22 protein-coding genes are annotated in these 20,422 nt (G+C 71.6%); 9 read left to right on the forward strand and 13 right to left on the reverse strand.

All coding sequences use genetic code 11. The features are described 5' to 3' along the window. Positions 1–75: 75 nt before the first annotated feature. Positions 76–522, forward strand: a complete 447-nt coding sequence (locus tag ACIA6T_RS16450; protein WP_030828884.1) for a DUF2550 domain-containing protein — start codon at positions 76–78, stop codon at positions 520–522. A 65-nt stretch (positions 523–587) separates the two neighbouring features. On the opposite strand, the gene ACIA6T_RS16455 is transcribed toward ACIA6T_RS16450, so the two are convergent. The 3 genes from ACIA6T_RS16455 to ACIA6T_RS16465 form a co-directional block, all read right to left on the reverse strand. Next, positions 588–2,411, reverse strand: a complete 1,824-nt coding sequence (locus tag ACIA6T_RS16455; RefSeq protein ID WP_399447167.1) for a glycosyl hydrolase family 18 protein — start codon at positions 2,409–2,411, stop codon at positions 588–590. 138 nt (positions 2,412–2,549) lie between these two features. Continuing rightward, the gene (locus tag ACIA6T_RS16460; protein WP_399447168.1) at positions 2,550–3,191 is read right to left on the reverse strand and encodes a response regulator; all 642 of its coding nucleotides are present in this window, start codon (positions 3,189–3,191) and stop codon (positions 2,550–2,552) included. After that, complete coding sequence (locus ACIA6T_RS16465; RefSeq protein WP_399447169.1) at positions 3,188–4,381, reverse strand: sensor histidine kinase; 1,194 nt, start codon at positions 4,379–4,381, stop codon at positions 3,188–3,190. Before ACIA6T_RS16465 ends, ACIA6T_RS16460 begins: the two co-directional genes overlap by 4 nt. Positions 4,382–4,533: 152 nt before the next feature. Here ACIA6T_RS16465 and ACIA6T_RS16470 point away from each other — a divergent pair, with 152 nt between their 5' ends. After that, positions 4,534–5,115 carry a hypothetical protein gene (locus ACIA6T_RS16470; protein WP_399447170.1) on the forward strand — a complete coding sequence of 194 codons (582 nt, stop codon included), beginning with the start codon at positions 4,534–4,536 and terminating at the stop codon, positions 5,113–5,115. After that, entirely contained in the window at positions 5,112–5,309 is a 198-nt protein-coding gene (locus ACIA6T_RS16475) for a DUF5708 family protein (RefSeq protein WP_399447171.1), read from the forward strand. The genes ACIA6T_RS16470 and ACIA6T_RS16475 overlap by 4 nt, the downstream gene beginning before the upstream one ends. Positions 5,310–5,312: 3 nt before the next feature. Here ACIA6T_RS16475 and ACIA6T_RS16480 read toward each other — a convergent pair whose 3' ends face one another. From ACIA6T_RS16480 to ACIA6T_RS16490, 3 genes are read right to left on the reverse strand one after another with little or no spacing between them, the layout of a single operon-like run. Then, a complete protein-coding gene (locus ACIA6T_RS16480) occupies positions 5,313–5,885 on the reverse strand; it encodes a cob(I)yrinic acid a,c-diamide adenosyltransferase (RefSeq protein WP_399447172.1) in 573 nt (190 codons plus the stop codon). Between the two features lie 13 nt (positions 5,886–5,898). Then, a complete protein-coding gene (locus tag ACIA6T_RS16485) occupies positions 5,899–6,648 on the reverse strand; it encodes an ABC transporter permease (RefSeq protein ID WP_399447173.1) in 750 nt (249 codons plus the stop codon). Positions 6,649–6,658: 10 nt separating this feature from the next. Further along, a complete protein-coding gene (locus ACIA6T_RS16490; protein ID WP_399447174.1) occupies positions 6,659–7,441 on the reverse strand; it encodes an ABC transporter ATP-binding protein in 783 nt (260 codons plus the stop codon). Positions 7,442–7,531: 90 nt separating this feature from the next. Here ACIA6T_RS16490 and ACIA6T_RS16495 point away from each other — a divergent pair, with 90 nt between their 5' ends. Then, a complete protein-coding gene (locus ACIA6T_RS16495) occupies positions 7,532–8,167 on the forward strand; it encodes a TetR/AcrR family transcriptional regulator (protein WP_399447175.1) in 636 nt (211 codons plus the stop codon). 6 nt (positions 8,168–8,173) lie between these two features. Here the strand turns inward: ACIA6T_RS16495 and ACIA6T_RS16500 are convergent, their stop codons facing one another. Beyond that, entirely contained in the window at positions 8,174–8,836 is a 663-nt protein-coding gene (locus ACIA6T_RS16500; protein ID WP_399447176.1) for a 1,4-alpha-glucan branching protein, read from the reverse strand. Between the two features lie 214 nt (positions 8,837–9,050). Between ACIA6T_RS16500 and ACIA6T_RS16505 the strand changes: the two genes are divergently transcribed. The 3 genes from ACIA6T_RS16505 to ACIA6T_RS16515 all read left to right on the forward strand — a co-directional run bounded on the left by ACIA6T_RS16505 (position 9,051) and on the right by ACIA6T_RS16515 (position 13,238). Next, a complete protein-coding gene (locus ACIA6T_RS16505) occupies positions 9,051–9,899 on the forward strand; it encodes a 3-hydroxyacyl-CoA dehydrogenase family protein (RefSeq protein ID WP_385047791.1) in 849 nt (282 codons plus the stop codon). A 155-nt stretch (positions 9,900–10,054) separates the two neighbouring features. Next, positions 10,055–10,378: an STAS domain-containing protein gene (locus ACIA6T_RS16510; protein ID WP_030860450.1), complete on the forward strand. Its 324-nt coding sequence runs from the start codon at positions 10,055–10,057 to the stop codon at positions 10,376–10,378. 265 nt (positions 10,379–10,643) lie between these two features. After that, positions 10,644–13,238 (forward strand): ATP-binding protein, encoded by a 2,595-nt coding sequence (locus ACIA6T_RS16515; RefSeq protein WP_399447177.1) that lies wholly within the window; start codon positions 10,644–10,646, stop codon positions 13,236–13,238. A gap of 68 nt (positions 13,239–13,306) precedes the next feature. Here ACIA6T_RS16515 and nucS read toward each other — a convergent pair whose 3' ends face one another. Next, positions 13,307–13,978, reverse strand: coding sequence for an endonuclease NucS (nucS, locus tag ACIA6T_RS16520; protein WP_399447178.1), 672 nt, complete (start codon positions 13,976–13,978; stop codon positions 13,307–13,309). Between the two features lie 289 nt (positions 13,979–14,267). Here nucS and ACIA6T_RS16525 point away from each other — a divergent pair, with 289 nt between their 5' ends. Then, on the forward strand, positions 14,268–14,660 hold the full coding sequence (locus tag ACIA6T_RS16525; RefSeq protein WP_030860456.1) for an SCO5389 family protein: 393 nt from the start codon (positions 14,268–14,270) through the stop codon (positions 14,658–14,660). A gap of 82 nt (positions 14,661–14,742) precedes the next feature. Here ACIA6T_RS16525 and ACIA6T_RS16530 read toward each other — a convergent pair whose 3' ends face one another. After that, entirely contained in the window at positions 14,743–15,771 is a 1,029-nt protein-coding gene (locus ACIA6T_RS16530) for an LLM class flavin-dependent oxidoreductase (protein ID WP_399447179.1), read from the reverse strand. Positions 15,772–16,013: 242 nt separating this feature from the next. Between ACIA6T_RS16530 and ACIA6T_RS16535 the strand changes: the two genes are divergently transcribed. After that, entirely contained in the window at positions 16,014–16,346 is a 333-nt protein-coding gene (locus tag ACIA6T_RS16535) for an ATP/GTP-binding protein (RefSeq protein WP_399447180.1), read from the forward strand. Between the two features lie 7 nt (positions 16,347–16,353). On the opposite strand, the gene ACIA6T_RS16540 is transcribed toward ACIA6T_RS16535, so the two are convergent. The 4 genes from ACIA6T_RS16540 to ACIA6T_RS16555 all read right to left on the reverse strand — a co-directional run bounded on the left by ACIA6T_RS16540 (position 16,354) and on the right by ACIA6T_RS16555 (position 20,371). After that, the gene (locus ACIA6T_RS16540) at positions 16,354–17,226 is read right to left on the reverse strand and encodes an ABC transporter permease subunit (RefSeq protein WP_399447181.1); all 873 of its coding nucleotides are present in this window, start codon (positions 17,224–17,226) and stop codon (positions 16,354–16,356) included. Beyond that, positions 17,223–18,509: an ABC transporter ATP-binding protein gene (locus tag ACIA6T_RS16545; RefSeq protein ID WP_399447182.1), complete on the reverse strand. Its 1,287-nt coding sequence runs from the start codon at positions 18,507–18,509 to the stop codon at positions 17,223–17,225. The genes ACIA6T_RS16540 and ACIA6T_RS16545 overlap by 4 nt, the downstream gene beginning before the upstream one ends. Positions 18,510–18,629: 120 nt before the next feature. Beyond that, positions 18,630–19,403 (reverse strand): ABC transporter permease, encoded by a 774-nt coding sequence (locus tag ACIA6T_RS16550; RefSeq protein WP_399447183.1) that lies wholly within the window; start codon positions 19,401–19,403, stop codon positions 18,630–18,632. Positions 19,404–19,408: 5 nt separating this feature from the next. After that, on the reverse strand, positions 19,409–20,371 hold the full coding sequence (locus ACIA6T_RS16555; RefSeq protein ID WP_399447184.1) for an ABC transporter ATP-binding protein: 963 nt from the start codon (positions 20,369–20,371) through the stop codon (positions 19,409–19,411). Between the last annotated feature and the right edge of the window lie 51 nt (positions 20,372–20,422).

Consider the following 20,422-nt stretch of genomic DNA (forward strand, 5'->3'; position numbering starts at 1 on the left):
GGAGCCGGTCGCGGCTGAGGCAGATCTGGATGATTTTTCCGTTCCGTTACCTAGGAGACGAGGAGGTCGGTGCCGATGGTCCTCGCTCTGACTGTGTGCGGAATCGTGGTGGCCCTCGTGGTGGTGGGGCTCTTCGTCTTCGGCCTGCGCCGCCGCCTCATCCAGCGTTCCGGCGGAACGTTCGACTGCAGCCTGCGCTGGGACGCGCCCGAGTCGGGCGACTCCGGAGGCAAGGGCTGGGCGTACGGGGTGGCACGTTACAACGGTGACCGGGTCGAGTGGTTCCGGGTCTTCTCCTACGCGCCCCGCCCGCGCCGCGTCCTGGAGCGTTCCGCGATCGAGGTGGCCGGCCGCCGGCTGCCCGAGGGCGAGGAGGAGCTGGCGCTGCTGTCGGACTCGGTGGTCCTCGCCTGTCTGCACCGGGGCACGCGTCTCGAGCTCGCCATGAGCGAGGACGCGCTGACCGGTTTCCTCGCGTGGCTCGAGGCAGCCCCGCCCGGACAGCGGGTGAACGTGGCGTAGCCACGTCCACCCTCCCCCAGACGAAGCCCGGAGGAGGGTGGACGTGGCGTAGTGGTGCTTGAGGGTTACTTCAGGCCGCCGTCGATGGCGGTCACCAGCTCACCGTTCGTGGTGTCGCCGCTGAACTCCCAGAAGAAGGCACCGCCCAGGCCCTGGCTCTTGGCCCAGGCCATCTTGCTGTTGATGGTGGCCGGGGTGTCGTACGACCACCAGTTCTGACCGCAGTGGGCGTACGCCGTGCCGGCGATGGTGCCGGTGGCCGGGCAGGAGTTCTTCAGGACCTTGTAGTCCTCGATGCCCGGCTCGTAGGTGCCGGGGGCCGCGCCGGTCGCCGAGCCGCCGGGGGCGGACTGGGTGACGCCGGTCCAGCCGCGGCCGTAGAAGCCGATGCCGAGCAGCAGCTTGGCGGACGGGACGCCCTTCGACTTCAGCTTGGCGATCGCGTCGGCCGAGTTGAAGCCGGCCTGCGGGATGCCGTTGTACGAGGTGAGCGGCGAGTGCGGGGCGGTCGGACCCTGCGCGTTGAAGGCGCCGAAGTAGTCGTACGTCATCACGTTGTACCAGTCGAGGTACTGGGCGGCGCCGCCGTAGTCGGCCGCGTCGATCTTGCCGCCGTTCGAACCGTCGGCGGTGATGGCGGCGGTGACCAGGTAGTCCTTGCCGAACTCGGCGCGCAGGGCCTGCGAGAGGTTCTTGAAGGCCGCGGGTCCGCTGCTGTCACAGGTGAGACCGCAGGCGTTCGGGTACTCCCAGTCGATGTCGATGCCGTCGAAGACGTCGGCCCAGCGCGGGTCCTCCACGACCTGCTTGCAGGACTTGGCGAACGCGGCAGGGTTCTGCGCGGCCTGGCCGAAGCCGCCGGAGTAGGTCCAGCCGCCGAAGGAGTACAGCACCTTGATGTGCGGGTACTTCGCCTTCAGCTGGCGCAGCTGGTTGAAGTTGCCGCGCAGCGGCTGGTCCCAGGTGTCGGCGGTGCCGCTGACGGACTGGTCGGCGGTGTAGGCCTTGTCGTAGGCGGCGTAGGTGTCGTCGACGGTGCACTGGCCGTTCTTGACGTTGCCGAACGCGTAGTTGATGTGGGTGATCTTGGCGGCCGAGCCGGACGTCACCAGGTTCTTGACGTGGTAGTTGCGGCCGTAGACGCCCCACTCGGTGAAGTAGCCGAGCTTGACCTTGTCTCCGGTGGGCGGCGGCTCCTCGGTGGTGCCGGTGGTGCGGACCTTCACCGCGCCGCTCACCGGACCGGTCTGGTCGGCGGTGTCACGGGCCTGCACGGTGTACGAGTAGTCCGTGCCCTTGCTGAGGCCGGTGTTCGTGTACGAGGTGCCCGTCACGGTGGCGACCTTGGCGCCGTCGCGCAGCACGTCGTAGTTCTTGACGCCCTTGTCGTCGGTCGCCGCCGACCAGGACAGCTTCACCGAGGTGTCGGTGATGTCCGAGGCGGTCGGGGTGCCGGGCGCGGACGGGGCCGCGTCGCCGGGGACGGAGGTGCCGTCGCAGCTCCCGCCGTTGAGCCTGCAGCCGGAGGGGGCGCCGGAGCCGCTGCCGTTGAAGCCGAAGGAGACCGACGCCCCGGGGGCGAGGGTGCCGTTCCAGCCGAGGTTCTTGGCGGTCCAGTGGTCACCGGAGTTGGTGACCGTGGCGTCCCAGGCGGAGGTGACCTTGGTGCCGGAGGGGAAGTCCCACTCGACGGTCCAGGAGCTGAGGCTCGTGGTGCCGGTGTTCTTCACCGTCCACTTGCCCTCGAAGCCGGAGCCCCAGTCCTGGGTCTTGGCGTAGGTGGCGGTCGCCGAGGTCGCGGCCTGGGCGGGGCTCGCGAGGGCGACGAGGCCGGAGAGGGGGAGCAGCAGGGTCGCGAACCCTGCGGCGGCTCTGTGTCTGAAGCGCATGCTGCGCCTCCTTATGGGGGAGAAGCCGTCGGGGGCGTGACTGAGCCATCACGCCCGCAGTGTCCGCGAGAATAGAAAGGTCTGGACCACGGGTCAATAGGTCTGGACCACTGTCCCCGGAACTCGTGCCGGCTTCCGTCAGATCCCCAACTCCTGAGCCAGCACCGCCGCTTGCACCCGGCTGCGCAGCTCCAGCTTGCCCAGCAGACGGCTGACGTGCGTCTTCACCGTCGCCTCCGCCATGTCGAGACGGACCGCGATGTCGGCGTTGGACAGCCCCTCGCCGACACAGGACAGCACCTCGCGCTCGCGCCGGGTGAGGGCGTCCAGCACCGCCGGATCGGCGGTCGCCCGGCGGGCCGGCTTCGCGGCGAACTCCGCGATCAGCCGCCGGGTGACCGCCGGGGCGACGATGCCCTCGCCGCGCGCCACCGTGCGCACCGACGCGATGAGGTCCTTCGCGTCCGTGTTCTTCAGCAGGAACCCGGCCGCCCCGGCCCGCAGCGCCCCGAACACGTACTCGTCGAGGTCGAAGGTGGTCAGCACCAGTACATCGGCGAGCCCTTCCCCGACCACCTGCCGGGTCGCCGACACCCCGTCCAGGCGCGGCATCTGTACGTCCATCAGCACCAGGTCGGGGCGGAGTTCACGGGCGAGGGCCACCGCCTGCTCGCCGTCGCCCGCCTCGCCGACCACCTCGATGTCGGGCGCGCTGCGCAGGATGAGGACCAGTCCGGCACGGACGGCGGACTGGTCCTCGGCGACCAGGACCCGGATCATTGCGTCTCTCCTTGGGTGATGTCGGTGACGGGGAGGGAGGCGCGTACGACCCACAGCCTGCCGTCCGGGCCGCTCTCCGGCGCCGCCTCGAACGTGCCGTCCAGCAGGGCCGCCCGCTCCCGCATGCCGACGAGCCCGGCCCCTGACCCCGGCGCCCGCGGGGTGTCCCGGCCGCCGTACGGGCTGGCCACCCGGATGTCGAGGCCGCCGTCGAGGCGGCGCAGCAGCACGGTGACCCTCCCCGGCGCGGCGTGCTTCAGCGCGTTCGTCAGTGACTCCTGCACGATCCTGTACGCGGCGAGCTCGACCGGTGCGGGAACCGAGTCGTAGGTGGCGTCGAGGGTGACGTCCAGGCCGTTGGCGCGGGCGCCCTCGACCAGGGTGCCGAGGCTGTCGAGGGTGGGGGTCGCGGCCGGTTCCCGGTCGTCGGACCCGTCGCGCAGGATGCCGATGAGCCGTCGCATCTCGGACAGTCCCTGGACGCTGTTCTCCCGGATCACGGTGAGCGCGTCGCGGGAGGTCCTCTCGTCGTCCAGGGAGAGCGCGGCCGTGGAGTGGATGGCGATCGCGGAGAGGTGGTTGGCGACCATGTCGTGCAACTCCCTCGCCATCCGGGCGCGTTCGGCCGTCACCGCCTGGGTGCGGTCCATCTCGGCGAGCAGCGCGGTCTGTTCGGCCCGCAGCTGAGCCGCCTCTGCGGCGTCGCGGTGGTTGCGCACGATGAGGCCGGTCGACGCGGGCGCGAACGACACGACGCCGACCGCCACCCCGATCAGCAGCGCCTCGGGCACCCGCCACACGGCGTACGGCACCAGCGACGCGGCGATGCTGGTCAGTCCGGTGATCCACGGGAGGCGGCGGGCGGCGGCGGGCGTGCCGTACAGGACGGCGGCGTACATCAGGTCGGTGTACATCAGGAGGGTGGCGATGCTGCCCTGGGTGAGGGTGTCCGTGATCAGGGCGGCCGTGCCGCCCAGCACGGCGGTGCGCGGGGCGGCCCTGCGCAGCAGCTCGCAGCCGGCCGCCGCGAACAGCGGCAGCAGGATCGGCCAGCGGCCCTCGAACAGCACGATCGGCTCGCCGGCCGGCCGGGTGCCCAGCCCTATGCCCCACATCAGCAGTCCGCCGAACAGTCCGGCCAGCGCGACCCACACGTCGAAGCGGCGGGGGCGGGGCAGTCGTACGGCCATGGCACCATCCAACACGGTGCGCGCACCCGGCGCCTGATTCCCGCGGACGGTCCCGGACTGCATCTTTCGATGTACCGCGAGTTCATCGGCGGCGACGACGAAACAGGCCGCTCCGCACGGGAGCCTGAAAGGGTGACCGAAGGGAGCGAACCGTGATCGTCGCCTTGATCGCCGCCTGTGAGATCGGCTTCTGGGTGCTGCTGGCCGCCGGACTGGCCTGCCGCTACCTGCTGAAGATGCCCCGCACCGGTCTGGCCCTGCTGCTGTGCGAGCCGTTGCTGGAGGTCGTCCTGCTGGTCGCCACCGCGCTGGACCTGAGGAACGGCGCCGAGCCGAACTGGACCCACGGCCTGGCCGCGCTCTACATCGGCTACACCGTGGGCCATGGCCACCGCACCGTGAAGTGGCTCGACGGCCACGCCGCCCACCGGCTGGGCGGCGCCCCGAAGCCGCTGGGCCCGCCGCGCTACGGCATGGCCCGCGCCCGGCACGAGGCCAAGGTGTGGCTGGGCACGCTGATCGGCGCCGCCGTGGCGACCGCGCTGCTCCAGCTCGCCATCTGGTACGTCGACGACCCGAGCCGCGTCACCTCCCTGGAGGACTGGCGCTTCACCGCGTGGCGGATCGCCGGAATCCACGGCCTGGTGGCCCTGGCCTACTGGATCTGGCCGAAGAAGGCCCCGGCGGGCGAGCGGGACGTCACCGGCGTCGGCAAGGAGCGTGTCGGCCGGTGACACGGGCGTCCAGGAACCTTCTCGCGGGGCCCGCCACGCTGGTGGCGGGCCTGGCGCTGTGGCTGTTCGCCGGGGGAGTGGACCTGCCGGTGGTCACGCCCGCCAAGGTGGGCGTGGTGATGATGTGCGCCGGTGGCGCCGAGACCCTGCTGGGCCTCCACCGGGCCGCGCGCGGCCCGGCGGAGCCCCGGTAGGGTTCAGCGCTCCCCGCCCGGCACCCACAGCACGTCCCCGGTCTCCTTGTTCGCGATGCGGGCCAGGATGAACAGCAGGTCGGAGAGGCGGTTGAGATAGGTCGCGGGGAGCGGGTTCATGGTGTCGCCGTGGGCCTCCAGCGCCGCCCAGGTGGAGCGCTCGGCGCGGCGTACGACCGTGCAGGCCTGGTGGAGCAGGGCCGCGCCGGGCGTGCCGCCGGGCAGGATGAAGGAGCGGAGCTTCTCCAGCCGCTCGTTGAAGCGGTCGCAGTCCGCCTCCAGCCGGTCGACGTAGAACTGCTCGACCCGCAGCGGCGGGTACTCCGGGTTCTCCGCCACCGGCGTCGACAGGTCGGCGCCCACGTCGAACAGGTCGTTCTGGACGCGGGTGAGGACCTCGACGACCTCCTCCTCCAGACCGCCCAGCGCGATCGCCGTACCGATCACCGCGTTCGCCTCGTTGGCGTCGGCGTAGGCGGAGATCCGCAGATCGGTCTTGGCGACCCGGCTCATGTCACCGAGCGCGGTGGTGCCCTTGTCGCCGGTCCGGGTGTAGATACGCGTCAGGTTGACCATGGGGCCAGCCTAGTTACGCCCCGGCCGTCCGGAAGACGCGTGTGCCCACTGTCACGGCGAGGACCGCGAAGCCGACGGCGACGACGACGCCGTACAGCATGTGGGCCGTCGCGTAGGCGCCGACATAGGCGTCCCGCACCGCGTCCACCAGGTAGCGGAACGGCATCAGGTGGGACAGGACGTCCAGCCAGGCGGGGCCCAGGGTCATCGGGAGCATGAGGCCCGACAGCAGCATCGACGGCATGGTCAGGGCGTTGATCGCCGGCCCGAACGTCTGCGGGGTGTCCATCCTCATGGCGAGCGCGTAGGACAGCGCGGCCAGGGACACGGTCAGCAGGGCGACGAAGGCGAAGCCGATCAGCACGCCGGCCAGCGGTGCCCGCAGCCCCATCACGAGCGCGGCCAGCACCAGCAGCACCGCCTGGAAGACGAACAGCGTGGCGTCCCGCAGGACCCGGCCCAGCAGCAGGGCGAGGCGGCTCACGGGCGTGACCCGCATCCGGTCGAGCACCCCCTGCCCCTTCTCGATGATGATCGTGAAACCGGCGAACGAGGCCCCGAACAGGCCGAGTTGCAGCAGCAGCCCCGGCACCAGCAGTTGCCAGGAGCTGCCCTGCCCACCGAGCGGCAGACCGGTCAGCAGCGGGCCGAAGAACAGCAGGTACAGCAGTGGCATCAGCACGCCGAAGAGCAGCGCGAAGCGGGAGCGCAGGGACTGGCGCATATAGCGCCCGTAGATGAGCGCGGTGTCGTGGAGCAGCATCGTGGAGGTCCTATACGGCTACGGGGGCGGCGTCGGCCGGGGAGGCACTGCGGCCCGTGATGGCGAGGAAGGTGTCCTGGAGCGAGGCGTCGACCGAGCCGCCGTACTCCAGCTTCAGGGCGCCCGGTGTGCCCTCGGCGACGACCGTGCCCCGGTCGACGACGACCAGCCGGTCCGCGAGCGCGTCCGCCTCGTCGAGGTAGTGGGTGGTCAGGAACACGGTGGTGCCGTGCTCGTCGCGCAGCCGCCGCACCAGGTCCCAGAGGCCGGCGCGGCTGCCGGGGTCGAGACCGGTCGTCGGCTCGTCCAGGAACAGCACCTTCGGGCGGTGGGTGAGCGCCATCGCGATGTCCAGGCGGCGCCGCTGGCCGCCGGAGAGCGCGGCGCACGTGCGGTCCAGCAGCTCGGTGAGGTCCAGATCGCGGGCCAGCTCCTCGGCGCGCTCGGCGGCCCGCGCCGTGCCGAGCCGGTACAGGCGGCCCTGGGTGACCAGCTCCTCCCGCACCGTGATCTGCGGATCGACCCCGCCGGACTGCGCCACGTAGCCGCAGGCCCGCCGCACCCCGGCGGGGTCGGTCGCCAGGTCGTGGCCGGCCACGGTGGCCGCGCCGCCGGTGGGGGCGAGCAGGGTCGTGAGCATCCGCAGGGTGGTGGTCTTCCCGGCCCCGTTGGGCCCCAGGAAGCCGAGGATCTCCCCCTCGTGGACGGTGAGGTCGACACCGCGCACGGCCTCCACCGGGCCGCGCTTGGTCTGGAAGGTACGGGCCAGTCCGGCCGTACTGATGATTGCCATGACCCCAGAAAAACAGAAGGACTGAAATTTTGCAATGACTCCAAAATTTTAGGAAGCTCAAAAATCCTCGGGCCGACCTACGATGAGGACATGGCAGAAGGGCTCAGGGAGCGGAAGAAGCGCGAGACCAGGCAGCGGATCTCGGACATCGCCACCGGGCTGTTCCTGGAGCACGGCTTCGTGACCGTGACGATGGCGGAGGTGGCGGAGGCCGCCGACGTCTCCGTGAACACGGTCTACAACTACTTCCCCGCCAAGGAGGACCTCTTCTTCGACCGCTCCACGGGCGTCGTCGACCAGCTCGCCCGCTGGGTCCGGGGCCGGGACACGGGGGAGTCGGCCGCCCACGCGGTACTGCGCGAACTGCGCGCCGACATCGAGGGCGTGTCACCCCGGGTGGGTCTGATGGAGGGGTACGACCGCTTCATACGCGTCATCCACGACTCCCCGCCGCTGCGCTCCCGGCTGTGGAGCCTGCAGCAGGAGGTCCAGGACAGCCTGGAGGCGGCGCTCCGCGAGGAGACGGGCGCCGCCCCCGGCGACCCGCTGCCGGGCCTGGTGGCCGGCCAGATCTGCTGGATCCACAGCACGGTGTTCACCACGATCGGCCGGGAGATGATGAAGGGCCGCGCACCGGTCGAGGTGTCGCGCGAGGTGCTCGGACTGGTCGACGACATCGAGGAACTGCTGAGCGACAGGGTGCTCGGTTACGCGGTGCGCGGCTGAACCGGGTTACGCCGGAGGGGCCGTGCGCAGGACGCACAGCAGGCCCCGCGCGCGGGTGCCGTCGGGCAGCTCCCACGCGCCGGCGACATGACCCGCCGCCCCCGGCCCGGAAAGCGGCGAGCCGTCCGGAGCGGGCAGCAGGGTGCGCAGGACCCGCAGGGCGGTGCCGTCCGGCGCGGACAGCTCGGTGTGCTCCGGGGTGTCCTCGACGGTGGTGAACTCCGCCGGGACCGGGGTCTCGCCCGCGCAGGCGCGGGTGACCTCCTCGTCCGGGGTGTCGCTGACGCTCTGGGCCTGGGCCCGCACGCGGCCCTCGACCAGCGCCGCCAACTCGGCGACGGCCACCGGGTCGTGGCAGCCGTCGTAGACCCAGCGCCGCCCGAGGACACCGTGTTCCGTGGTGCCGACGAGGGCGTGCTCCGCCCCGTCGAGCGGAGCGCCCCGGTAGGTGAGCGGCACCAGGTAGGCGGCCGGCTCGGCGCCGGAGGCGTCGGTGACGACCATGAACTCGACACCGACCTCCCCCTTCGGGTCGTCGAGCCGGAAACCGCCGGCCCTGGTCAGCCGCGGACCTCCCGTGCCCCCGTGGTACCAGGGGCGCGAGGGCAGCCAGGCGGCCAGCAGTTCGAGCTTGGTCGGCTCGAGGGTGGTGCGGTGGATCACGGCCATGCCGAGGTTCTCCTCCGTCGATCGGACACCGGCCCTCCTACCCTCGCATCACGGGGCGGCTCCTGACGGTCCGTCGGATCCACCGGCGCCTGCCGTCGGTGTGATGTCCGTCATGTGAGACGTGACGCGCGTTACTTACCGGTCACACAGGGCCCCGCGAACGCTAATGTCCGCTCCTGGAGAACAAGACAGCGCGTATCAGGGGAGTCGCACAGTGGCACGCAAGCTCGCCGTCATCGGGGCCGGTCTCATGGGGTCCGGCATCGCCCAGGTGTCCGCCCGGGCGGGCTGGGACGTCGTCCTGCGGGACGTCACCGACGAGGCGCTCACGCGCGGCACCGACGGGATCAAGGCGTCGTACGACAAGTTCGTGAGCAAGGGCAAACTGGAGGCGCACGACGCCGACGCCGCCCTCGCCCGGATCACCGCCACCACCGACCTGGACGCCTGTGCGGACGCGGACGTCGTGGTCGAGGCGGTGTTCGAGAAGCTCGAGGTCAAGCACGAGATCTTCCGGACCCTCGACAAGATCGTCCGTGAGGACGCCGTCCTCGCCTCCAACACCTCCGCCATCCCGATCACCAAGATCGCGGCCGTGACGGAGCGCCCGGAGCGGGTCGTCGGCACCCACTTCTTCTCGCCGGTCCCGATGATGCAGCTGTGCGAACTGGTCCGCGGCTACAAGACCAGCGACGAAACCCTCGCCAGGGCACGGGAGTTCGCCGAGTCGGTCGGCAAGACCTGCATCGTCGTCAACCGCGACGTCGCCGGCTTCGTCACCACCCGCCTCATCACCGCCCTCGTCGTCGAGGCCGCCAAGCTGTACGAGTCGGGCGTGGCGAGCGCCGAGGACATCGACGTGGCCTGCAAGCTGGGCTTCGGCCACGCGATGGGACCGCTGGCCACCGCCGACCTCACCGGCGTGGACATCCTGCTGCACGCCACCGACAACATCTACACCGAGTCCCAGGACGAGAAGTTCGCGGCTCCCGAGCTGATGCGCCGGATGGTTGACGCCGGTGACATCGGCCGCAAGAGCGGGCAGGGCTTCTACGAGCACTGACGCCGCGCACTCGCCCCGGCACGCATCACACGCCGGGGTGAATTCGGTATCGGTTCGCTTACAGGTAGCAACCCCGGACGCCGCCACGCAGTCAGAGGTTGCATCACCGGCCATTCGGAAAACGCGGAGCACGAGACGCATATCGGGGAGCGCATATGTACATCAAGGGCGACCACGCCGGGCTGGTCGTCGGGGGCCGCCTCGACGTCCGCAGCGCGGCGGACGCCCGTACGGTCCTGCACTCGGCCGTCGACGACGGAGTCGGCGACCTGGTGCTGGACCTGTCCGACCTGGACTCCTGGGACGCCACCGGACTCGGTGTGATCATGGGGGCCCACCGACGGGCCGGCCGCTGCGGCCGGCGCCTGGTGCTGCGGGACGTGCCGCCGCAGATGCAGCGCCTGTTGGTGGCCACCCGGCTGCACCGGATCCTGGCGATCGAGGGAGGCATCGGGGTGGACACGCTGCCCCGTGTATGAGGGCGTACGGGTGCGGGACGGACGACCCCCCGAGAACCCGGACCGACCTCGACGAACCCTTCGACGCGCGCACAATCCTCACGAGACCGTGACGTCCGGGACCGCGCGGTACCCCGGACTGTCGTAGATACTGGGCGAAGGTTTAGGGTTCGGCTGCCTGCTGCCCTGCAAACCCTGAGCGGGCCCGGACCAGAAGCGACAGCGCGGTGTGCGACGAGGCCGGGAAGGGCTTCCACCACACGACGCTTTTGGGGGGCTAGGACCTATGGACCCGAACAACCCGGGACCCGAGGAGTACGGCCACGAGGAGGGGGACACCTCCCGCTCATGGGGGTCCCCCCGTTCGGGAGAAGCCGAGAGCGGGGGAGAGTTCGAGACCGGGGGAGGCCTCGCGCCGCGCCAGCGTCCGCCCCGGGAATCCCTCACGTCCGACTTCGGACAGCACGCGCCCGCGCTCGCCCGCACGGTGCAGCTCGTCTCCGGCGACTTCCTGCTGACCGTCAACCCCGTCGACGGCAGCGAGATCGAGCCCTGCCCGCCCGCCGAACGGCCGGCCCGCCCCGCGAAGCTGACCGAGGCCGAGCGCGCCGAGGTCGAGCGGGCCGCCAGGCCGCCCGTCCCGCCGGGACCCGCGCAGCTCCCGCTGCCGCTGCTGGCCCGCCAGGACGAGCGCGAGCAGCTGGTCCGGCTGCTGGCCCGCGGCCGCTCGGTACGCCTCACCGGCCCGGCCGGCTCCGGCCGCACCCGGCTCCTCGACACCGTCGCCGAGGACTGCGCGGACCTCGCCCCCGACGGCGTCGTCCGGCTGAACGGCCACCGCCGCTCCGCCGACGACCTGCTGCACGACCTCTTCTACGCCGTCCACGACGCCCCGCTGCACCGCCCGGACCGGGACGAACTCACCGGCCACGTCCGCGAGATCGGCGCCGTCGTCGTCCTCGACGACCTGGAGTTCGGCGGCGCCGCCCTCGACGAGCTGCTGGACGCCACCCCCGAGTGCGCCTTCCTGCTCGGCGCCACCCCGGACGTGCCCGAGCCGTCCGCCGGCGCCGGCATCGAGGAGGTCGCCCTCCCCGGTCTCGACCGCGCGGCCGGTCTCGACCTGCTCAAGCACGCCGTCGGCCGGGACCTCACCGAGGACGAGTCGAACTGGGCCGGCGACCTCTGGTTCGAGTCCGAGGGCCTGCCGCTGCGCTTCGTCCAGGCCGGTGCCCTGCTGCGGCAGCGCGACCGGCTGCGGGCCGGCGCCGACGCCGTCGACGAGTTCGGCGTCTTCGAGGACGTACGGCCCGACGGGACGTCCTACGATCCCGCGGACGGCGACGAGGTACCGCTGCCCTCGCTCGGCGAGGCCGCCGCACCCGCTCCGCTGCTCGCCTCCCGGCTCAGCGCCTCGGCCCGCGCCACCCTGCGGTTCGCCGCCGCGCTCGGCGGCGAGGTGCCCCACCAGGCGCATCTGCCCGCCCTGGTGGGCGACACCCACGCCGACGCCGCGCTCGGCGAGCTGGCCGCCTGCGGACTGGTCTCCCCGGCCGGCGCCCGCTACCGGCTCGCCGCCGGGGTGCCGGCCCAGCTGGAGGCCGCCGGATACGCCGACGAGGCCGAGGACCGGGCCCGCGCCGCCGCCCGGCACTACGCCTGGTGGACCGGGCACCCCTCGGTCACCCCGGAACGGGTCTGCGCCGAGGCCGACGCGGTGCTCGCCGCGCTCGCCGTGCTGTCGCCGCTCACCACGGCCGTCACCGAGGGCGAGCGGAGCACGGCCGTACAGCTCGCCCGTACCGCCGCGCCCGCGTTCGCCTCGGGCCTGCACTGGAGCGCCTGGGAGAAGGCGCTGCGGGCCGGCGCGGAGGCCGCCCGGCTCGCCGGGGACGTGGCGGAACAGGCCTACTTCCACCACGAACTCGGCATCCACGCGCTGTGCGCCGGACAGCTCGACCGGGCACGCGCCGAACTGGAGGCGTCCATCGGGCTGCGCGGCGCCCTCGCCGACAAGCGCGGCACCGTCGCCGGACGCAGGGCGCTGGCCCTCGTCGCGGACCGCTCCGGAACCCCGCTGTCGCTCATGCCGACCGCGGGGGAGGAGGTGCCCGAGGCCCGCTACGAGGAGTCGGCCTCGCCGCCCCGCGGGGTGCCGACGGCCTTCCCGGACCTCCAACTGCCCTCCGACACCGGTCTGGTCGTCCACCGCGCGGTGCCGTCGCCGTCCACGCCGCGCTCCACGCCGCAGGCCAAGCCGGGCGGCGGCCTCAAGGGGCTGGCCAGGCGCAACCTGGTGGCGGCCGGCGCGGGCGCGCTGCTCGTCGCCGTGCTGGGCACGGTGGTCACCCTGGGCGCCACGTCGGAGAACGACGCCGGCACCCCGTCCGAGAACGTCGGCGTCAACCCCTCCGCCAGCCAGGGCGTCGACGACGGCAGCCTCGGCGCCGATCCGGCGACCGGGGACGGGGGCGACACCGGTGAGGCCACCAGCCGGCCGACGGATCCGGGCCCGGACGGCACGCCGGGCACGTCCGACGACCCGACGCCCACGGCCAGTTCGTCGGGGGAGCCGTCGGACGGGCCGAGCGGGACGACGAAGCCGGGCGATCCGACCGAGTCCCCCTCCGCGTCGTCTTCGAAGTCGCCCAGCGTGAAGCCCACGACGCCCAAGCCGCCCACGTCCTCCGGCACGACCGAGCCGGAGCCGACCGAGACCGAGACCACACCGGAGCCGACCGAGACGGAGACCACGCCCCCGGAGGAGCCGTCCACCACCGACTCCGCGAGTGGCTCCGTCTCCTCACCCGTGGAGACGAGCGCGAGCGCCCCGCAGAGCAGCGACGTGGGCACGCCCGGCGGCCCGGAACGGGTGATCTGACCCGTAGGCACGACCGGGGGCCGGGTTCCCGACGGAACCCGGCCCCCGGCCCTGTCGCGGTGTACCGCTCAGAACAGCCGCAGCTTGTCGTCCTCGATGCCGCGCATCGCGTCGTAGTCGAGGACCTGGCAGCCGATGCCCCGGTCGGTCGCGAGGACCCGGGCCTGCGGCTTGATCTCCTGCGCGGCGAAGACGCCCCGCACGGGGGCGAGATGGGGATCGCGGTTCAGCAGCTCCAGATAGCGCGTGAGCTGCTCCACGCCGTCGATCTCGCCGCGCCGCTTGATCTCCACCGCGACGGTCCGCCCCTCGGCGTCCCGGCACAGGATGTCGACGGGGCCGATCGCCGTCATGTACTCGCGGCGGATGAGGGTGTAGCCCTCGCCGAGGATCTCGATGCGGTCGGCGAGCAGTTCCTGGAGGTGCGCTTCCACGCCGTCCTTGATCAGGCCGGGGTCGACGCCCAGTTCGTGCGAGGAGTCGTGGAGGATCTCCTCCATCGTGATGATGAGCTTCTCGCCCGCCTTGTTGACGACGGTCCAGACGCCTTCTTCCTCGCCGGCGCCCTCCTTCAGGGTGCAGGGCGGCGACATCCAGTTCAGGGGCTTGTAGGCCCGGTCGTCGGCGTGGATCGAGACGCTGCCGTCCGCCTTGACCAGGATGAGACGGGGTGCCGACGGCAGGTGCGCGGTGAGCCGCCCGGCGTAGTCCACGGAGCAGCGGGCAATGACGAGACGCATGGTCGGCAACGCTACTCGACCGGCCGGGGTCGACGCGATTCGTCGTCGCACCTGACCCTCGGGGCCCACGCGACGCGTCCTGAATCTCCGGGAAAACGCTTGTTTCGGCGGTGGCCGATTACCGGCCCACAGGAAGTTCCGCATCCGGGCATTCGCCTGGTGCCGTCACCGTCCGTTGCTTACGGTATTGAACGGGAGGTCGCGAACTGTGTACGCAGCGTGTCCGATACCGCGCACTCCCTTATCTGTCAGGCAACCCCTGTTCGTCGGGGGTGCGAGAGGAGAACCCATGTCGCTCGACGTCTCACCGGCCCTACTCGAACAGGCCGAGCGAGGCGAGGTCGACGAAGCGGAATTCGTCGACTGCGTCCGGACCTCCCTGCCCTTCGCATGGGAGATGATCAGCTCCCTGGTGGCACAGCTGAAGGTGGACGGCGGACCCTTCGCCGACAACCAGACGCCCCCGCCGGACGAGCACGCACGCGGTCAGCTGCTGCGTGCGCTTGCGAGTGACGCGATACGCGGCGCGCTGCAACGGCACTTCGGTGTACGGCTGGCCTTCCAGAACTGCCACCGGGTGGCGGTGTTCCCGCTCGACCCCTCGGTCGACGAGAGGCACGCCCGTTTCACCTCGGTGCGCGCTCAGATACTGAACCAGTCGCCCGAACTGCGCGACTGCTGACGCGCTCCACCGTTCGCTTGCCGCTCCGTACGCGGGAGGTGCAGTCGTACCGGGGCGGCAAGCCTGTGTGAACCCCGCTCGCTCAGCCGAGCCGGGGCAGTACCTCGGCTCCGAGCCGCCGTACGTTCTCCTCGGTCGCCGCCAGGTCGCCGGAGCCCTCGACGAGCAGGGCGAAGCGGGAGATGCCGGTCCGCTCGCTGGTCGCGGCGAGCCGGTCGGCGCACAGTCGCGGGGTGCCCACCGGGTGCAGTCCACAGAGGAGTTCGGTGTACGCCAGCGGGTCGCGCATCCGCCGCTGCCGTCCGTCCACCGTGACATGGGCCTCAAGTCCCTGTTTCAGCCAGCCGGGCATCGCCTTCGTCAGGGTCTCCGCCGCGTCCGTGCGCCGGTCCGCGATCTGGCAGACACCGGCCGAGACATGGGCCGCGCGGTGGATCTCCCGGGCCGGCCGCCCGCAGGCGCGGGCGTGGTTGCGCCACAGCGCGACCATCTCGGCCTTCTCCTCGTCCCCGATGTGCATGCCGAGCAGCATCGGCAGTCCGCGCTCGGCGGCCAGCCGTACGCTCGCCGGGGAGGTGCAGGCGACCACGACCTCCGGGCCCTCCGTCTCGTCCAGGGACTCCGACGGGCGCGGCACGACGGGCACCTCGCGGAACCGGAACCGCTCGCCGTCGGCCCCGACGGACGGTTCACGCAGCCAGCGCACCAGCAGATCGAGTGATTCCGGGAACCCCTTCTCGTAGGCCTCGAGACCGGCCCCGAACACCTCCAGGTCGACCCACGGCCCGCCGCGCCCGAGGCCCAGCGAGAACCGGCCGCCGCTCGTGATGTGCAGCAGCGCGGCCTGTTCGCCCAGGGCCACGGGGTGGACGGTGGGCAGCACGCTGACCGCCGTACCGACCCGCAGCCGGCGGGTGCGGCCGAGCAGTAACGCGGCCAGGGTGATGGCCGACGGGCAGGTGCCGTAGGGCACGAAGTGGTGCTCGGCCAGCCAGACCGTGTCGAGGCCCGCCTCCTCGGCGACCTCGGCCGAGCGGACCGCGCGGTGCAGCGCCTCTCCCTCGCCCTGCCCGGGGAACTGGGCGGCCAACACGAAACTTCCAACGCGCATCGCTTTCCTGCTTCCTTGGCTCCGACGCGGAGCTCCCCCGCAGGGCATAACCGCCCGACACGTGCCGAGGACACGGCCGGGCGGGGGATTTTGCGGATTGTCTGCAGAATCGGGCGCTCAGGAGGGGGTGCCCCATCGACACGGAGGGGACTTGTGACGTTTGGTTCCGTACGCGTACTCCTGCGCACGCCGCGTAGGCTGGAGGCGGCCCCAGCATCCTGTATAGCCCCGTGAGGTGTTCTGTGTCCCCGCGTCGCAACCGAGCCAAGGGAGCCGGTTCGTCCGGCCGGAGCGCCGAGGACGACCGTTCCGGCCGCTACGGCGGCTGGCAGTCCACGGAGAGCTGGCAGGACGAGGAGTGGAGCGTGCGGCACGTGGCGGGCGCCAGTGCCCAGGGCAAGGCCTACCGCTGCCCCGGCTGCGACCAGTTGATCCCGGACGGAGTGCCGCACGTGGTGGCCTGGTCGGAGCACGCGGGCGTCGACGACCGCCGCCACTGGCACAAGGCGTGCTGGAACGCGAAGGACCGCCGCACCACGCGGGTGCGGCGGTCCCGTAACGCGCCGAAGTTCTGAACCGCCCTCACACGTCCCGCTTCTGCAGCAGGGCGAAGGCGCCGCCGAGTGCGACGCCGGTGGCGACCAGCATGATCCACAGCGGGTCCCAGCCCGACGGGCCGGACTCGCTCAGCGAGTTGGCGTAGAAGATGCTCATCTGGTTCGGGATGGAGTACTCGAACAGCGCCTGCTGCACGTCCGCCAGCGAGGACGAGAACATGAACAGCGCGATCACCAGCGGGGCGAGCACGGCACCGATCATGATGGTGATGGCGCCCGCGGAGTGCCGGATGATCGACCCGATCGCCAGCGACAGCGTGCCGAGCAGCGCCACGTAGAGCGAGACGCCGACCGTGCCCTTCAGCCACTCCTCACCGGAGGGGTCCTTGGCGTTGTGGCCCCCCAGCAGCGCCTCGTGCAGGAAGCCGACCAGCGTCGCGCACACCAGGGTCACCACGAAGGCGATCAGGAAGAACACGATGGCCTTCGCCCCGAGCACCCGTCCGCGCGAGGGACAGGCGACCATCGTGGTGCGGACCATGCCGGTGCCGTACTCCGACGCCGTGGTGAGCACGCCCAGCGTGATGATGCACATGTTGCCGAGCAGCAGCCCGAAGAAGCCGAAGGCCAGCGGGCTCTCGCCGCCCATGTCGGCGTCGGCGCTCGACACCACCAGGCCGGTCAGCAGACCGATGCCGACCACGAGCAGCACGAACACGCCCAGCGTCCACATCGTGGAGCGCACGGACTTGATCTTCGTCCACTCGGAGGCGAGCGCGTGCCCGAGGTGCGTACGGACCACGGGGATCGGCGAGGTGTAGCCGGGATACGGGGAGCCGGGCGCCGCCTGCCAGTCGGGTGCGGCGGTCTGCGGCATCGGGGGCGGGGGCGTGCTCATCGGGCGTCCTCGGGCTTGGTCAGGTCGGCGGCGGGAGCGGTCGGAGGCGCTGCGGGCGCGGCGGGAGCGGTCGAGGGTGCGGCGGGCGGCGCCGCCGGAGCCTGGGCGGGCGGCGCCTGGGGTGCCTGCGGGGCGGACTGCGCGTACGGGTTGGGCGCGGGGACGCCCGGGGCCGCTCCAGAGGCACCCGGGGCGCCGTAGGGGCCCGCGGGGGCCTGCCCGGGCACGCCCTGCGGCGCGGCGAAGGGCTGCGCGCCCTGTTGGGGCGGCGGCGGGGCGTACCAGCCGGGCTGGCCCTGTCCCGGAACCGGCATCGGCGGCTGCGCGCCGGGCGGCAGCGGCTGCTGGAGCCCGGCCTTCTGGTCGGTGGTCGAGCGGTAGTCGACGGCGCCCTGCGTCATCCGCATGTACGCCTCCTCCAGCGACGCCTGGTGCGGCGACAGCTCCCACAGCCGTACGTCGGAGTCGTGGGCGATGTCGCTGATGCGCGGCAGCGCCAGTCCCGTCACCCGCAGCGCGCCGTCCTGCTCGGGCAGCACGTGGCCGCCGGCCTCGGTGATCGCGGCGGACAGCTTCTCGCGCTGCTGCGGCTCGGTGTCGGGGGTGCGCACGCGCGCGAAGTCGGCGGAGTTGGCGGAGATGAAGTCCGTCACGCTCATGTCCGCGAGGAGCTGTCCGCGCCCGATGACGATGAGGTGGTCGGCGGTCAGCGCCATCTCGCTCATCAGGTGCGAGGAGACGAAGACCGTACGGCCCTCGGCGGCCAGCGCCTTCATCAGGTTGCGCACCCAGAGGATGCCCTCGGGGTCGAGGCCGTTGACCGGCTCGTCGAACAGCAGCACCTGGGGGTCGCCGAGCAGCGCGGCGGCGATGCCGAGCCGCTGCCCCATGCCCAGGGAGAAGCCCTTGGACCGCCTGCGCGCCACCTCGTGCAGGCCCACCACACCCAGCACCTCGTCCACCCGCCGGGCCGGGATGCCCGAGAGCTGGGCCAGGCTCAGCAGGTGGTTGCGGGCGGACCGGCCGCCGTGCACCGCCTTCGCGTCCAGCAGCGCGCCGACCTGACGGGGGGCGTTGGGCAGCTTGGCGTACGGGTAGCCGCCGATCGTGACCCGTCCCGCGGTGGGGTTGTCCAGACCGAGGATCATCCGCATCGTCGTCGACTTGCCCGAGCCGTTGGGACCCAGGAACCCGGTGACGGTACCCGGACGCACCTGGAAGGAAAGGTTGTACACAGCGGTCTTGTCGCCGTACCGCTTGGTCAGGCCGACTGCCTCGATCATGCTCCGCACCCATCGAAAGGTTCAGGACAGCGGGGCACACGCCCCCGTAAGGGTTAGGAGCTTATCGAGGCGCTGACGGTTCCGCTCAAGTCGAGGTAAAAACCGGTCCCGCGCGGTCACTCACTGCGCGTCGCGCCGCTTCAGCAGCACATAGCCGCCGACGACCGCCGCGAGCACCCAGAGCGCCATGATGCCGAGGCCGCCCCAGGGCCCGTACGGGGTGTCGTCGTCGAGGGGCGTCACCACCTGCATGATCCTGCTGCCGGCCTGGTCGGGCAGGAACTGTCCGACCTTCTTCGTGGCGTCGACGTTGCCGAGGATGTTGGAGATCAGGAAGAAGAACGGCATCAGGATGCCCAGCGACAGCATGGGGGAGCGCAGCATCGCGGCGACGCCCATCGAGAACAGCGCGATCAGCGTCATGTAGAGACCGCCGCCGATCACCGCCCGCAGCACCCCGTCGTCCCCGAGGGACGCCTTGTGCTCGCCGAGCATCGCCTGGCCCAGGAAGAACGTGGCGAAACTGGTCGCCATGGAGACGACCAGGGCGAGCGCGGTGGCGACCGCCAGCTTGCTCAGCAGGAACGTGCCGCGCCGCGGTACGGCCGCCAGCGAGGCGCGGATCATGCCGGTGCTGTACTCGTTCGACACCACCAGCACCCCGAACACGATCATCGCGAGCTGGCCGAGGCTCATCCCGGCGAAGCTGATGAAGGTCGGGTCGAAGGAGAGCCGGTCCCGTGCGCTCATGGTCTCGAACTCGTTCTTCGACAGCGCCGAGATCAGCATGCCGAACGCGATGGTGACGACCACCGCCAGGGAGAGCGTCCACACCGTGGACGCCACCGACCGGATCTTGGTCCACTCGGACCGTACGACCTGCGTCGCCGCCATGCCGCTCAGCCCTTCTTCCAGCTCTCGCCCCACTGCTGCCGCGGGGGCGCGGGCGTACCGGTGCCGGTGTGCGCGTGGTACTCCACCGACTCCGCGGTCAGCCGCATGAACGCCTCCTCCAGGGAGGCCTGCTGCGGGCTCAGCTCGTGCAGCACCAGCTGCTGCCGGGCCGCCAGCTCCCCGATGTACTCGGCCTTGGAGCCGTCCACCTCCAGCGCCCCGTCGCCGCTCTCCACGGCGGTGACCCCGGCCTGGCGCAGCACGTCGAGCAGCCGCTCGCGCTGCGGGCTGCGGACCCGGACGTACGAGCGGGAGTTGCGCTCGATGAACTCGGCCATGGAGGTGTCGGCGAGCAGCCGGCCCTGGCCGATGACGACGAGGTGGTCGGCGGTCAGCGCCATCTCGCTCATCAGGTGGGAGGAGACGAAGACCGTACGGCCCTGGGCGGCGAGCGATTTCATCAGCGTGCGGATCCAGTGGATGCCCTCGGGGTCGAGCCCGTTGACCGGCTCGTCGAACATCAGGATCCGCGGGTCGCCGAGCAGCGCGGCCGCGATGCCGAGCCGCTGGCCCATGCCGAGCGAGAACCCCTTGGCCTTCTTCCGCGCCACCGCCGTCAGCCCGACCGTGTCCAGCACCTCGTGCACCCGCTGCCGCGGGATGCCGTTGCTCTGCGCGAGGCACAGCAGATGGTTGTAGGCGCTGCGGCCGGGGTGCACGCCCTTGGCCTCCAGCAGGGCGCCGATGCGGGTCAGCGGGTCCTTGAGCCGGTCGTAGCGCGTGCCGTCGATCCGTACGTCCCCGGCGGTCGGGTGGTCCAGGCCCAGGATCATCCGCATGGTGGTCGACTTGCCGGCGCCGTTCGGGCCGAGGAAGCCCGTGATGACGCCCGGTCTGACGGTGAAGGTCAGATCCTTGACCGCCACCTTCTCGCCGTACCGCTTGGTCAGCCCCTCGAGCTCGATCATGCGGCCACGCTAGAACGGGACGAAGCCCTCTGCCACCTCAGTGGCAGAGGG

Source organism: Streptomyces sp. NPDC051740, assembly GCF_044453165.1.
GTDB lineage: Bacteria > Actinomycetota > Actinomycetes > Streptomycetales > Streptomycetaceae > Streptomyces > Streptomyces atrovirens.